The sequence below is a fragment of the Lysinibacillus telephonicus genome (assembly GCF_003966145.1).
In the GTDB taxonomy this organism is placed as follows: domain Bacteria; phylum Bacillota; class Bacilli; order Bacillales_A; family Planococcaceae; genus Ureibacillus; species Ureibacillus telephonicus.
In genome coordinates this window covers 57,777-72,554 of the sequence record NZ_RXNR01000004.1, presented here as the reverse complement: position 1 = coordinate 72,554, position 14,778 = coordinate 57,777, and the positions used below count along the sequence as shown (strand labels likewise).

At 34.6% G+C, this 14,778-nt stretch carries 10 protein-coding genes; all 10 read right to left on the bottom strand.

Going from position 1 to position 14,778, the window contains the following annotated elements; all coding sequences use genetic code 11:
* Nucleotides 1-298: 298 nt before the first annotated feature.
* Nucleotides 299-1,249, bottom strand: a complete 951-nt coding sequence (locus tag EKG35_RS02195) for a hypothetical protein (RefSeq protein WP_126292678.1) — start codon at nt 1,247-1,249, stop codon at nt 299-301.
* Between the two features lie 278 nt (nt 1,250-1,527).
* Nucleotides 1,528-2,817, bottom strand: a complete 1,290-nt coding sequence (gene hemL / locus EKG35_RS02190) for a glutamate-1-semialdehyde 2,1-aminomutase (RefSeq protein ID WP_126292677.1) — start codon at nt 2,815-2,817, stop codon at nt 1,528-1,530.
* A gap of 1 nt (nt 2,818) precedes the next feature.
* Entirely contained in the window at nt 2,819-3,799 is a 981-nt protein-coding gene (gene hemB / locus EKG35_RS02185) for a porphobilinogen synthase (RefSeq protein WP_126292676.1), read from the bottom strand.
* Nucleotides 3,800-3,802: 3 nt separating this feature from the next.
* Nucleotides 3,803-4,558, bottom strand: coding sequence for a uroporphyrinogen-III synthase (locus tag EKG35_RS02180; RefSeq protein ID WP_126292675.1), 756 nt, complete (start codon nt 4,556-4,558; stop codon nt 3,803-3,805).
* Entirely contained in the window at nt 4,551-5,480 is a 930-nt protein-coding gene (hemC, locus tag EKG35_RS02175) for a hydroxymethylbilane synthase (RefSeq protein ID WP_126292674.1), read from the bottom strand. Before hemC ends, EKG35_RS02180 begins: the two co-directional genes overlap by 8 nt.
* A 19-nt stretch (nt 5,481-5,499) precedes the next feature.
* Nucleotides 5,500-6,327, bottom strand: a complete 828-nt coding sequence (ccsA, locus tag EKG35_RS02170; RefSeq protein ID WP_126292673.1) for a cytochrome c biogenesis protein CcsA — start codon at nt 6,325-6,327, stop codon at nt 5,500-5,502.
* A 240-nt stretch (nt 6,328-6,567) separates the two neighbouring features.
* Nucleotides 6,568-7,929 carry a glutamyl-tRNA reductase gene (gene hemA / locus EKG35_RS02165; protein WP_126292672.1) on the bottom strand — a complete coding sequence of 454 codons (1,362 nt, stop codon included), beginning with the start codon at nt 7,927-7,929 and terminating at the stop codon, nt 6,568-6,570.
* 396 nt (nt 7,930-8,325) lie between these two features.
* Nucleotides 8,326-11,157, bottom strand: coding sequence for a VWA domain-containing protein (locus EKG35_RS02160; RefSeq protein ID WP_126292671.1), 2,832 nt, complete (start codon nt 11,155-11,157; stop codon nt 8,326-8,328).
* Between the two features lie 13 nt (nt 11,158-11,170).
* Nucleotides 11,171-12,652 carry an S-layer homology domain-containing protein gene (locus EKG35_RS02155; RefSeq protein ID WP_246020134.1) on the bottom strand — a complete coding sequence of 494 codons (1,482 nt, stop codon included), beginning with the start codon at nt 12,650-12,652 and terminating at the stop codon, nt 11,171-11,173.
* Nucleotides 12,653-12,672: 20 nt separating this feature from the next.
* Nucleotides 12,673-14,319 (bottom strand): hypothetical protein, encoded by a 1,647-nt coding sequence (locus tag EKG35_RS02150; RefSeq protein ID WP_246020133.1) that lies wholly within the window; start codon nt 14,317-14,319, stop codon nt 12,673-12,675.
* Nucleotides 14,320-14,778 lie beyond the last annotated feature (459 nt).

Here is a 14,778-nt window from a genome sequence, read left to right as displayed (position 1 = left end):
AATTTGTTTAACTTATAAAATAAGTTAAGCAAATTTTAACTGGTCTTATTGTATAATATTACAACAACAGTTTTCAAGTGACAACGAATATAATGAAAGGCGTGTGAACTTTTTGAAAAAAAGGGGCTTTAAAGGCAGAAGCTATAATCCTTATTTATTGCCGCCTTGGCTAAGGAAAACAAGATTTTTTTGCAAGCAAATTATTATCCCCATTACAGTTTTCCAAGGATTAAGAACTTTATTTTTGCCAACAACTGGAGACTTTCTATTTTTGCTACTGCTCGCTTTGCTATGTTATTTATTCATAACGGATTTTATTTGAAATGTTTAATAAAGTATATGATTCTGTCAATTCATTATAAAAATCATCTGTATCTGTCGGGAAATATTGATTTGACTCGACCAATTTCTCTCTCTGTTGTTCACTAACTTTTGGCTGACTAGCTTGTGGTTCTTCAATTTCTTCTACTGTACCACGGCTAAGTTCAAACTCTGGAGCCATTTTCATACTACTACTGCTACTACTGCTTTCAATTATCGGTTCTACAAATTTATACACTTCAACATAGGACGGCTCCTCAGGTACTGTTTGTCCCACAGAATTTAAAGATTCAACTGTATTTTTATCTTCTTCCATTACAGTTTCTAACTCTGGTAATTTTGGTTGTTCCGGAAATATCGCATCATAGCCAAATCGTAGTTCTTCTGTCACTATTGGTTCCTGTTGTGCTGCCTCTTCATGAGTAAATTTAAGTTCTTCTTTTTTAGAAGAGGATTCTGGTAAGCTTGGTTTCTCCAACACTGGCATTGGTTCAACAGTTGGTTCGTGTTTAAATAAAGCACCTTCAACAGATTCTTCAAATTCACAGTCTACTTCCCATTTAAATGTGCAACTCGAGCCATCATAAACGAAAAACGAGACATCATTAACGCAAACTTGAGGCTGATTTTTTTCAGCAACTTTATCTCGAGGTAAATCAACTTCTAATGGCAGTGCATATTCAAAATAACCATCATGACCATCAAATTCTAATTGATCAATTAACGTTCCTTCACAATATTCTGGGGTCTCTTTTGGATTAAAACGCGCAACCGCAGCAATATGATATATACCAACTAATCGAATAGAATCGTCCGTTTCGATTTGCTGCCAAATTGGTTTTATATCAACAGAAATAATTTCTTCAACAATGCCACACTGTTCAGGAAAAACAAATTGAGTCATCATTTCCCAGTTAATATTTTGCATATGATATCCCTCCCGTTTCTACAATATGCGAGAGAAATTAAAGTATGCTAAAAAGAGTATCGATGTCGAAAAGTAAATAATAAAACAATTTACATTCGCAATTTTATTTTTCATTACGGAGTTGTTAATTTTCGTTCCAAATATTTTTGATGACTAAGGTCAAAAGCAGAAAGTTATTTTCTATTCCAATCAGAAAAGAGCTATTAATAAACAAAAAAATCTGCTCATGTATAAAGACTACAATGAGCAGATTTTTTATTTAAGTACAATAACTACTATTAACGAGCCAGCTTCGCAAAAACTGTGTAGAACGCTTGAACTGTTTTGGCAATATGTTCTTCTGTATGAGCAGTAGAAATAAATAAACCTTCAAATTGTGAAGGAGGTAAATACACTCCTTCTTCTGCCATTAATCGATAGTACTCTGCAAACAATTGTAAATCTGAAGTTTTGGCAGTTGCAAAATCCACTACATCTTCATTTGTTAAGAAGAAACCAATCATGGAACCTGCACGATTTACAGTATGTGGTATATTATATTTCGTTGCTGCTTCACGGAACCCTGCTTCTAATTGATCTCCTAACTTTTTGAAGTATTCATAAGTTTCAGGAGTTAAACGAGATAATGTTTCAATACCCGCAGTCATTGCAAGTGGGTTTCCTGACAATGTTCCTGCTTGGTATACAGGGCCAGCTGGTGCGATTTGCTCCATAATTTCACGTTTACCGGCAAAGGCACCTACTGGAAGTCCCCCACCAACAACTTTACCCAAACAAGTTAGATCTGGGTGAATCCCAAAATAGCCTTGAGCACAATTATAATCCACACGGAAACCTGTCATTACTTCATCAAAAATAAGAAGTGCACCATTTTCTTCTGTCACTTTACGTAATCCTTCTAAGAAGCCTGGTTTTGGAGGTACTACGCCCATATTTCCTGCAACAGGCTCAACGATAACTGCCGCAATTTGCTCACCGAATTTTTCAAATACAGCTTTTACGGAATCTAAATCATTATAAGCAACAGTCATTGTATTTTTAGCGATATCAGCAGGAACGCCAGGACTGTCGGGCAAACCAAGAGTTGCTACACCAGAACCTGCTTTAATTAATAATGAATCACCATGTCCGTGGTACGAACCTTCGAATTTTAAAATGATATCACGACCAGTATAGCCTCGCGCAAGACGTAATGCTGCCATTGTCGCTTCTGTTCCTGATGAAACAAAACGTACCATTTCAACTGAAGGAACTCGGTCAATCACTAATTTAGCTAGTTCATTTTCAAGTAAAGTAGGCGCACCAAATGAAGAGCCTTTTGCTGCTTGCTCTTGAATTGCTTTCACTACCTCTGGATGTGAATGCCCTAAAATAAGAGGCCCCCAGCTTAATACATAATCGATATACTCATTACCATCGATATCTTTAATAATGGCACCAAGCCCTGATTCCATAAAAATTGGATCTGTATTTACTGATTTAAATGCACGGACTGGGCTGTTTACGCCACCAGGCATTAAGTTGATGCTTTCAGAAAATGCTTGAATTGATTTTTCATAAGAACTCATATTATTTTTCCTCCAACCAACGAGCAACGTCTTTAGAATGATAAGTAATAATCATATCTGCACCTGCACGCTTCATACCAAGTAAAGTTTCCATTACGATTGCTTTTTCTTCAATCCAACCATTTTGGGCAGCTGCTTTAACCATTGCATATTCACCAGATACATTGTAAGCAACAATCGGCAAAGTAAAGTTATTTCGAACATCACGTACGATATCTAAGTAAGAAAGGGCAGGTTTAACAATTAAGAAATCCGCACCTTCTACAATGTCCGATTCAGCTTCGCGGAACGCTTCAATTCTATTTGCAGGATCCATTTGATATGTCTTGCGATCGCCAAATTGAGGTGCACCATCAGCAGCATCACGGAAAGGTCCATAATAAGCTGATGCGTATTTAACTGCATAGGACATAATCGGAACATCTTCAAAACCTGCTTCATCTAGGGCAGCACGAATTGCCGCAACGAAACCATCCATCATATTTGAAGGTGCAATAATATCAGCTCCAGCCTGTGCTTGTGAAACCGCAGTACGTCCTAATATTTCTAGTGAAGGATCGTTTAAAATTTTATCTCCTTCTACTACGCCACAATGCCCATGATCAGTAAACTCACAAAGACAAGTGTCGGCAATAACAATTAGCTCTGGATGACGTTCCTTTACAAAGCGAGTAGCTTTTTGTACGATTCCATGATCATGGAATGCTCCAGTGCCAATTGCATCTTTTTCAGCAGGTAATCCAAATAAAATAACCGCAGGAATACCAAGTTCTACTACTTCATCAATTTCTTCACCTAATCTATCTAGAGAAAACTGGTAAACACCTGGCATTGACTGTACAGGGTTTTTAATATTTTGTCCTTCAATAACAAAAATAGGGTAAATTAAATCTTCTTTGTGTAAGTATGTTTCTCTTACCATAGATCGCATCGCAGCAGATGTACGAAGGCGACGGTGTCTTTTAAAGTTTAGCTGTGCCATGATTTAAGCATCCTCTCTATTTTGTATTTCATCTAAAACCGCTTGCATTGTATATGTGTTCGGTTTATATGTAACATGTGCACCATAATGTTTAATTCTTGCAGCTGTAATATGGCCAATAGCAGCATACTTTGCTTTTGTCCAACCAACAATCGGCGCAGCAAATTTTGCAAAAACATCTACAGCAGAAGGACTTGCAAAAATTACAATGACCTCTTCATTGGATTGAATTGTATCAATTAACGGCTTTATAGATGAAAGATTGTCATAAGTGTCATATACATTCCACTCTTGTATTGCAAATGGGAGACCCGCTTTTAATGTATCTTTCGCCTTTTTTCCTCTAATAAATAAACATGTAGGATTATAGCCTGCAGCTACAGGAAATTCCTTAACAAAAATATCTGCACTATAAACAGAGGGCATAAAGTCTACATGTAATTGATTGCTCTCGAGGATTTTTGCCGTTTTCTCGCCTACTGCTGCAATTTTTGCTTTTAACTGAAAAGTACTAATTTGACAACGCCTTAGTTTATTACAAAAGATCTCTACTGCATTTTGGCTCGTAAAAATAAGCCAATCAACATTTTTAGCCTTCTCAAGCTGCAAAGAGTCGTTTGGTTCAATTATTTCTCTTATTTCAATAAGAGGATAAGCAGCTGCTCTTCCTCCTAAAGCTTCAATTTCGGAAAGGACAGTTGTTGTTCTAGATGTTCCTGTTACAACAACTATCTTGTCCTTTAGTGGTAAATTAAGCATTTTGCTCAGCCTTCACTTTTTGAATTAAATCAAAGGCTCCTTGCTCAGTCAAAATTTTAGCAACTTCTTTACCTAATTCTTCAGGATTTGTACCTGTTAATGTTTCTTTATACACTACAGATGCATCAGGAGCTGCTACTAAACCAGTTAAAGTGATTTCTTCACCGTTTGATTTAGCAAAACCTGCTATCGGTACTTGGCATCCACCATCCATTGCAGCTAAAAATGCGCGCTCTGCATGTGCTTCATTCCAAGTTGTTCTGTCTGTTAGTTTTGCAAGCTCAGTAAGTAATTCTTCATCATCTGCGCGACATTCAATACCTAAAGTACCTTGTGCAACAGCAGGCAAACAAAGATCAATATCAAGATATTCTGTTACAACCTCATCGCTCCAACCTAGGCGCTTTAGCCCTGCTGCAGCTAGTATAATTGCGTCAAATTCTTCTGATTCTAATTTTGCCAATCGTGTATCAACGTTTCCTCGAATCCATTTTATTTCAAGGTCTGGTCTTGCTTGCAATAGCTGAGCACTACGGCGAAGTGAGCTTGTACCAACGATAGCCCCTTTTGGAAGGTCGGTAAACTTCACATGATTTTTTGAAATAAATGCATCTCTTGCATCTTCACGCGGTGGAATACAACCGATGACAAAGCCTTCTGGCAATATAGCTGGCATGTCTTTCATCGAATGTACAGCAAAGTCAATCTCCTTATCGAAAAGAGCCTGTTCGATTTCTTTTACAAACAAACCTTTGCCACCAACTTTTGACAATTGAACATCTAAAATTCGATCTCCTTTTGTCACGATTTCCTTTACCTCAAATTCAAATGGAGCACCTGCATTTTTTAATTGGTTAATAAACCAATTTGTTTGTGTTAAAGCTAATTTACTTTTCCTTGAACCTACTATGATTTTTCTCATGATGAACCTACCTTTCTGCCTAATACCAAAAATGGAAGTTGGAAAGCTTACTTCCTAAAAAGAAATTAATCACAACGAGTAAAAATGTATAAATTTGAGCCCATGCAAAATTTAAACCAGTTATTTTCCCGCCATGATGAAATACTAGTACAAATAAATAAATTATTGTAATAATAAAGGATCCTACAATTTTTATATCAAGCATCGAAAGTCCTTCTAATTTTAGAAATGCCCATTCTAGCCCTAATAACAAACTAATAAAAATCATCGGTACACCGACTAAAATTGAGTAGAACATCCATTTGCTCATCTGATGTAAGCTAGGTAAGCGGGACCATAATTTCGTATACTTTTTCTCCTTTAACAAACGGTACAAAATCAAATATAGTATTGAAAATACAAAAGATATGGAAAAAGCCGCGTAAGAAAGTATGGCAAATGAAATGTGAATAAACAACATTTCAGATTCCAACGATTCGACCAGTGAATGCTGCACTCTGTCTGGCGCAAACAAATGGATTGTGACAAAGATAAAACCTAATACACTAATGAAAAAAACAGGTAAATCTACCCGAGCAACGCAATGTAAAATAATCGAAAGCGTCACTAGCAGCCATGCATAAAAATAAATCCCTTCACTTAGTGAAAGAATCGGAAAGCGTTTCGTCTCAACAATATTTAGTAATAAGAAAGCTGTTTGTAAAATCCATACAATCGAAATAAACCAAAATGCAATTCGGCGAATCTTTATTCGTTTATAAAAAAAATCGATGAAATAAAATACGATCCCGGTTGCGTAAAGAACAACCATTATCTCGTATAGCCAAGCCATTGCTAATTGTGTCATTTTGCAACCCTTCTTCATCTTTTACAACTTTTACTTTGGAAATACTAACCTTTACAAATTTTAGTAAAAATTTTGCTATAATTTAATTAGAAAATACAAATTTCTCTTAAATGAAAGAAATTTGATGTCTCATTTTCTAAAGTTAGATTATTCATTATTTTCCTAATCTGTAAAATAATAAGCGTTTCCGTGTCTTATAGTTTACCATAAAGATACGAAAACGCCTCAATTTATTTCTACTTAATATGACAATTTTCTTTCAAGAACTGTTCCATTTTGTGAACTTTTTAAAGACACTGCATCATTTTGCTGCTGTGTATTCACTTCTTCTTGAACAGCTTCCTCAATGCCAAAAATTTGTTGGAAAAGCAGAAGTTGTTGATTTGCTTTAGGCGAATTTGCCAATTCTTTTGCCTGCAAAATCGGTTCCTTCAAAAGCTGATTAATGATGGATTTCGTATGTTTATTTAAAATTTTGCGTTCACGCTCAGTTAAATTCGGCATTTTGTTTTCAATACTCATCATTGTCTCTTGCTGAATTTGGTTAGCCTTTTTACGAAGTGCTGAAATAACAGGTACAACACCTAAAGTAGCAAACCAATCCTTAAATTGAACAACTTCTTGTTCAATCATACTTGTAATTTCCTGTGCAGCTTGTTCACGTTCTGCTAAGTTTGCTTCTACGATTCCTTGTAAATCATCAATGTCGTATAAGAAAACATTAGGTAAATCACCAATTCGTGGATCTAAGTCGCGTGGAACCGCAATGTCTACCATAAACAACGGTTTTCCTTTACGTAAACGTTCAACAAACTGCATCAACTCAAAATCAATTACATAGTCTGTTGAACCAGTTGAACTAATTAAAATATCTGCTTCAAGTAAAATGCACTGTAATTCCTGCATTGACTTAGCATCACCGTTAAATTTAGAAGCAAGTTTTTCTGCTTTTTCAAATGTACGATTTAATACCGTTACTTTGCCTACTCCGCTTCCATAAAGGTTTTGAATTGCAAGTTCGCCCATTTTACCTGCACCTAAAATTGCAACATGTTTATTTTTTAATGAGCCAAAAATTTTCTTTGCAAGCTCAACTGCCGCATATGAAACAGATACAGCATTCTCATTTATAGTTGTTTCGCTATGAGCACGTTTTGCAAATGTAACAGCCTGCTTAAATAATTGATTATAAATAGTTCCAGTTGAACCAATTTCCTGAGCTTCTAAAAAGCTTTTCTTTACTTGTCCAAGAATTTGTGTTTCACCTAACACCATTGAGTCAATTCCAGATGTTACACGGAAAAGGTGATGTAGTGAATCATCGTCTTCTCGGATATATAAATGTTTGTCGAATTGATCGACAGGAATATCGAACCACTTCGCTAAAAATTGCTTGATATAATATCGACCTGTATTTAATTGATCGACAACAGCATATATTTCAGTTCTGTTACATGTCGAAACGATAACATCTTCTAATATGCTTTTTTCTTTTTTTAATGCAGCCATCGCATTCGGTAGTTCACTTTCAATAAATGACAATTTTTCTCGAATTTCGACTGGCGCAGTTTTATAATTCAAGCCTACTACAAGTGTATGCATGAACTTTACACCTCACACGATCTATTTCATAAGTTCTATTCTAACATAAAGAAAGCGCTATCCACATAATAAATTGTGAACATGATATGAAAGAATTTTTAAATTAGAATTATTCTAAAGTAAGTGTAACAAAAAATATGTATTGTTTCAATGATTGAATACTTTTCTTCATTATCTCTATTATTTTACATTACTATTACAATCATTCACCATAAAATTTAAAATTTCTACATAAATAATTTAATCGCAGTATTTCCATATTTATTGCAAGTAGTATTTCAGCTGTTTTGATTCATTATGGAGTTAAATTGTTTAACAAATTTGTTACTTCTTATTTTAAAGTATTCAATAGTAAAAGGCCGTCCCATTATTTGGAGATGACCTTTTATATTTTAATTATTGAATTTCAACTGTTTTAGACCCTATTAAATTGCCATTTTCATCATATGCTAAAAATTCAACATCTTCATATAAATTGAAGTTTTGGAACTTCGATACAGATTGGGTTGCTCTATAAATGTTTTGACCACGGTCAATTAAATCAAATTGATAATTGCCGTAAACAGAGTTAAATTGAGCAATTACCTTGTCAACATTATCACAATTTGTATTAATTGTAGCTGTCATCGTTACATTTGTACGACGAATTTCTACTTCTGCATCATCAAAAATAGAGTCCGGAGAAGTACAGAAATTATCCGAATCGTAATCTTCACATAAGATTGCTTCTGCTATATTTTCATATACATCATGCAATTTCTCTATTTGTGAAATGTGGAAGAATTGACCACCTGTTTCGTCTGCAATTTGTTTTAATGATGAGAATTTCGTATCAGCTTGCTTGCCAACAGCAACTGTATAAATCTTCACATTATTATTTTTTGCTTTTTGGATTACTTGGTTAATTTGCCTTTCTGTTGTAACACCATCAGATACTAGAATAATTGATTTCGATGTAGTCGTGCTGCTTGTAAAGTTTGATAGTGCTATATCAATTCCACTTGCAATGTTTGTTCCACCTTTAATATTACTTGCTTTAAAAATATCAGCTGAAGATACTACTTCAGCACTTCCCGATTTTTCAAGAATTCCTTTCGTATTAAAGCGGACGGCACTATTATGCTTCGCGTCAATTGTTTCAATTAACTGCTTAGTTTTTGTACTTACATGATTAGTTGGGTCATTTTTCTTCATTGAACCAGATTGGTCAACAACAAAACCTACCTCAACTTCACGACTGCAGCTATTTTCTTTAAATTGTTGATTAGCAAAAATTGTTTCTTTTACTTCTTGATTGTATAAATCTTTTAAACTTTTCTTATAAGAATTATCTTCACTATCGTACGGCAAGAGTTCCGCAGTCACTTCTGTTTCTCCATAGATAACTGAATCGAAATAAGCTACAGCTGCACCAGCATGTCCCGTATTTGTTACATAATCTTTTGTGTTTGTAGTGAATTCAAAGTCACCACTAACTCCATTGTAATTAATACGAACTTTACCACGATAGTCTGTAATAATTTTGCCGCCTGGGGCAACTAAAGAAACAATTACCTTTGTATATTTCTCCTTGTCATCAGGTCGATTCGCCAAATCTTGATTTTTCTTTAATGAATCGACTACAGCTTCTGCATCCTCTAATTTTGAAATTGCATCCTTAAAATTATTCTGTAAATTTTTTTGTTCAAAAGAACTTAAGCTATTATAAATGGCACGTATCGCTTTCACACTATCGTATAGATAAAGTGAAATATCTTCTTCATCCTCAGGAATAAATTCAATTAAAAATAATACAATCTCTGAAACTGGTGAACTAATAGATAACTTGTAATCTGTTTTAATGACATCCTCAGTATGGAAATTGTAAACAGGACGACCTTCCGAATTTAATGAATACTGTACTGTTGTGTTGTAATTTATTAATGCAATTTGTTCGAATAGCCATGGAGAAATTTCTTTATTGGCAATTCTTAATTCTGCATTTGCATAGTCAATCGACTTGTCTGAATCAGAACCTTGTTTTCCATAAAAAGTTTGATCATCTGGATCAACTTCCACAATTGTTATTTTACCAGGTTCCATATCATCAGGAAGATTAGTGGGTTTAACACCTGAATCAACATTTCCACCTGCATATTCTGGATTTTCTGGATCATAAATATCATAAGTAATGCGCAGCTCTGCTTTTGGTACATAGCGTAAAGTTGCTTCAAACTTTTTACCTTTATAGCTTGCATACTTTGCTTCATCATTATTAACTAATTCGAATGTAATAGTATCCTTAATTGTTTTTGTTAGTTTTGGCGCTGTCACGTAAACCGACAATACACCGCCATCACTATACGCATAAATAGATTGTCCACTTGAACTGTTTGATGATGAAGAAATTTTAGCCCCAGCTTTAGAGGTTACTTTAAATTGTAAAGATTCTTCCTCCGAAATTTCATTTCCATAGCTATCTTTTAAATCGATTGTAATTAATGTAGAATCTACACCATTTGCCGTAATTTCAGGATTTGTAATTTCAATATTTTGTACTTCATTGTTAACCTTAGGATTATTTGACCAATCATTATGGTTATTATCATTATTGTTTTCAAACTCAACGGTTCCATTTGACATAAAGTTTACTGGCAGGGTAATTTGACTATTATCTTTTCCCGTCGCTGTTCCTGTTAGCCCTTCAGATGCAATACCACCTTGTTTTGCAATTCGATAGAAGAACACAGCGATATCACCGCGTGTAATATTTTTATTTGGCTGATAATCATTATAAGTCTTCTTACCAGTAGTACCAGTTGTAATTTCATTTAAATATAAATACTGAACAGCTTGAGGCTCAGATAAATCAAGCCCATTTAAAGCTGCAAATATTCTAGCAAACTGCCCTCTCGATACATTCGCATAACGGTTGCTATTAAGCGGAATATTTAATTCACTATAATAATTATAAATCATATCCGATGAATAACTATATGAATAATTGTCATCCAAGTTTGCAATCATCGTTAATAATTGCTGCTCTGTCACTAGTTTATGTGTTTGAAACTTTCCTCCAGGATATGTTTCCATAATGCCATTATCTACTGCCCATTTAACAGCTGTATATTTTGAGTTGGAAGATTTTACATCTGTAATTGTCGCAGCCTCGGTCGTAAGTGGTGCCGTCCAAGCAAATGTCAGCATACAGCAAAGGAGGACAATCACAATTTTTTTACACTTATTCAAAGCTTTTCACCCCTTATTGGAAGAAGAGAATATCATCCCGATAATTTTGTTGTAAATCATTTTCTAAATATTCAAGGAATCGCATAATAATTTGGGAAGCTTGTGCCCGTGTTAATGCACCCTTCGGATTAAATTTCCCATTACTGCCTGACATAAGCCCAAGTTCAGTCGCAACATACACTGAATCACGCGCATAATCTGATATTTTAGCATCATCTGCATATGCTGTTTGATAGCCTGGATCTGGTGCTTTATTTTCTAAGCCTAAAGCACGGACTAAAATTGTCGCAGCTTGTTGTCGTGTTAATGAACCGTTAGGAATAAATTTGTTCGGCTCAGTGCCGGTAATAATTCCTTTTTCTACAGCTGACACTAAATAGTTGTAATCTTTTTCATTTCTGTTTACATCTGCAAAAATACTCGTCGTTGATTTCGTTGACTTTTTATCCTCTAATACACGCAAATCCACCGCTTTTCCAATCGCAATGGCAAAGTCGTAGCGCTGCATTGGCGTATTTGGAGAGAAGAAGTTTGATTGATCATCAAGTATGCCTAAAGAATAGAGCTTTTCAATATCATCTTTAGCCCCATGAGCTGATAAATCTCGGAACTTTGGCACAATTAATCGTTCAATTCTTGACATATACTCCGCATCTAAATCGATGTTTCCACTGTTTTTAGGCAAATCATATGTATATTCGGAAACTGTGTTTGCAGCACTGATTACAGCATATCCACCATCAAAACTAGAAAGGGATGGAGTATTTTCTTCATAATTTAATGTTCGAGATTTCGTAGTTGACGCTTTATTTTGAACATAGCCAATTTTTCCGTTATCATATTGAAATTCATAATCCGTAATTTGAGTAATTGTCGCTCCCCAGAAATTTTCATATCCATAGCTTCGGCTTTCAATATTTACAACTACTGTCTCTGGATCATCTTTCGAATTCGTCACATATGTTTTACGAGAAATGACATTTCCTGAAAAATAATCTGAAGCAGGACGTTTATCAGTAATTCTCCCTTTAGAGTACTGATAATCCTCTAATTCATAGGTTACATCACCGATTTTAATTCTTTCAGTATATTTCGTTACTTCACCATTGGCAGTACTTTGCCCAATTTGATCATAGTTTGTAACGTCTGAAACATAGGTGAAATTTCGTGTTAATTTTTCTCCATTTGGACCCTCTAAAGTAATTTTATAAGTTTCAGTCAGTTTTCCTTTACTTTCCTTTTCAGTTACTTTGACATCGTCGCTCGTTCCAGTAAAAACAATTGGTTTACCTGTAATGAATACGACTTCCTCATATGTATATTCATTTTGAATACCACCGTAAATATCAACGATTTCAGCTTTTACAGGGCTAAGTTTAAAAGTTGCTAAAAAAATGAAAGATGTTAAAAACAAGAAAGCAATTCTAAGTTTCTTCATTAATCCTTCAATCCCTCTCTTTCCTAAAAGCGAGATGGCATGTGGAGTTAGAGCCACATGCCTATCTCTTTTAAAATTTAGTTCACTAGTAATACATGCGTATTAAATGAATTATTTGTAAATAATACAACACGGTCTGATTGTTTTAATTGTGAAGGTTCGATTACTTTTCCATCTTTAATTATTAATGTTTGTTCTAGCTCAACATTATTTAAAGAGCCTGAATCTAACCATGTACCGTTAAACCATTGACTTACATTTTTCACATCAATCTCTTCCCTTGATGCATTAACATTTTCAATGACCCCTGTTAATACTTGGTTAGCCATTTTAGTAGATGATTTCAATAAGTGGATTGCTTGAATATGACCATCCTGCACATAGAAGTAACCATAGTAAGTTTCATAAGCAATTAAATCCATGTTCGGGATAATGCGAATTGTTGAGTTATTATAATTTACTTCTGCGTTTGTACTATTACTAAATGAAAGAGTCAGATCATTAGTAGATTTCCAATAGTTGTTATCAAGGTGTACAACATCTTGCAACTCTGCCAAGTAACCATCTACATATGATAGTTCAGCGAAGTACAATCCATCTTTCACTAAGTTTGGCGACGACATACTGTCATTTGTAATGTTGATGACATGTGCATAATTATCCTTCGTTACTCCATCTGTTACAACATAGGCAGTACCAGCATTTGTTAATGTCGAAGGCTCTACTAAGCGGCCATTGCGAACTAGAATTGTCCCCTCATGGAAATAAATACGGCCAGTTGTTTTTAAATTAATAAAGTTAAATGATGTGTTAACTGCCGTCATATCCTCGTAATAAGAACGTTCATAATTTTCAAGAACTATAATCTTTTTAATAACTTCGTTCCCAAACTGTTCAACGGTTGCAAAGTATACTTCACTGTCCCGATATTGACGAAGATCATTTTTAGAAATTTTTTTGTTCCCAGCGTAAATATCCGTATTATTTGTGAAAGTATATGTTGTTAAACTACTGTTATTAGATGTACCAAACATCCAGTTCTCAAAATTTTGCGCATTTTTCACCGTCAGTTTATTACCGGATAAATTGACTAATTGGATTGAACCTTTATATAAATTTTCAATTGCTACACCAGAGGCAATAATTTCAATCTCTGAAACGACAGAAGTAGATGCGCTGGAAAATCTAAGCTTTACTCGGTCTCCTTCATACAATTCACTTAACCTAGATGCTGAAGATCCTTTAATGAAATTCGTATTGCGGTTGATGTAGTAAGTTGTTTCAACTCCGCCGTCGAGCTTTACACTAATATACATCCCATTTGGATCAATTTTTGTTACAACTCCAGCTTTTTCCTTGCTATTTTGAGAAATAGCTCCTTGCTCTATTTCAGAAGTACCTCGAAGCTCCTTTACTTTTCGCAAGTTAACCGTCGCTTGTACTTTCATACCCGCTTTAAATCCATCGATGGTTGTTAGCGTATTGTTGATATATAGTTTTGCACTATTATCAATGTTAAAAGTACTTGTTCTCCCAGAGCTATTTTCTAAAGTTATTTTGCTTAATTTTCTTTCAACTGTACCGTCTTTCGCTACGGTTTCAGTATAATCAACGCCTACAAATGTCCCGTTGATAATGGTTGCCGCATCTGCTGCTTTAGGTAATGACAACGTTGAAACAACTAACAGCAGCATGCAAACTATGTATGACAGTTTCTTTGCCAAATCGCTCTCCTCCTGTAGCATTGGTATTATATAAATTTAAAGTAATTAGTGAAGTAAGATAGATGATACGATAATCATTTACTTGTTCAATTTGCCAAGATAACTACTTCGAAATATTTCCGTAGAAAAAATCAACTATGAACCTATCTATTAATCATTGGAAATATTGCTAAAACTACTACTTCACCCCCTATACTAGTTATCGGATACATCTTAGCTAAATCAAGGTTTTTTTGGCATTATTTTGACATGTAAATTATACCATAAAGTAAATCTATCATCAGTGGGAATTATAGATTAAGAAGTGGATTATTTTTATTGAAAGAGTGAGAAAATATTTACATATAAAAAAAGAGCAAGACACTTCTGCTCTTTTCATTTAAATGGAAAATTAACTTTTGTAAAATAAACATCGAGGGTTGCTAATTAAGTTTTTTTAAATTTACTTTTTAATAACTT

Excerpts from the sequence above, each read along its gene's own strand:
- hemA (WP_126292672.1), bottom strand. The coding sequence starts at position 7,929 with ATGCATACACTTGTAGTAGGCTTGAATTATAAAACTGCGCCAGTCGAA.
- hemC (WP_126292674.1), bottom strand. The coding sequence starts at position 5,480 with ATGAGAAAAATCATAGTAGGTTCAAGGAAAAGTAAATTAGCTTTAACA.
- EKG35_RS02195 (WP_126292678.1), bottom strand. The coding sequence starts at position 1,249 with ATGCAAAATATTAACTGGGAAATGATGACTCAATTTGTTTTTCCTGAA.
- hemL (WP_126292677.1), bottom strand. The coding sequence starts at position 2,817 with ATGAGTTCTTATGAAAAATCAATTCAAGCATTTTCTGAAAGCATCAAC.
- hemB (WP_126292676.1), bottom strand. The coding sequence starts at position 3,799 with ATGGCACAGCTAAACTTTAAAAGACACCGTCGCCTTCGTACATCTGCT.
- EKG35_RS02180 (WP_126292675.1), bottom strand. The coding sequence starts at position 4,558 with ATGCTTAATTTACCACTAAAGGACAAGATAGTTGTTGTAACAGGAACA.
- ccsA (WP_126292673.1), bottom strand. The coding sequence starts at position 6,327 with ATGACACAATTAGCAATGGCTTGGCTATACGAGATAATGGTTGTTCTT.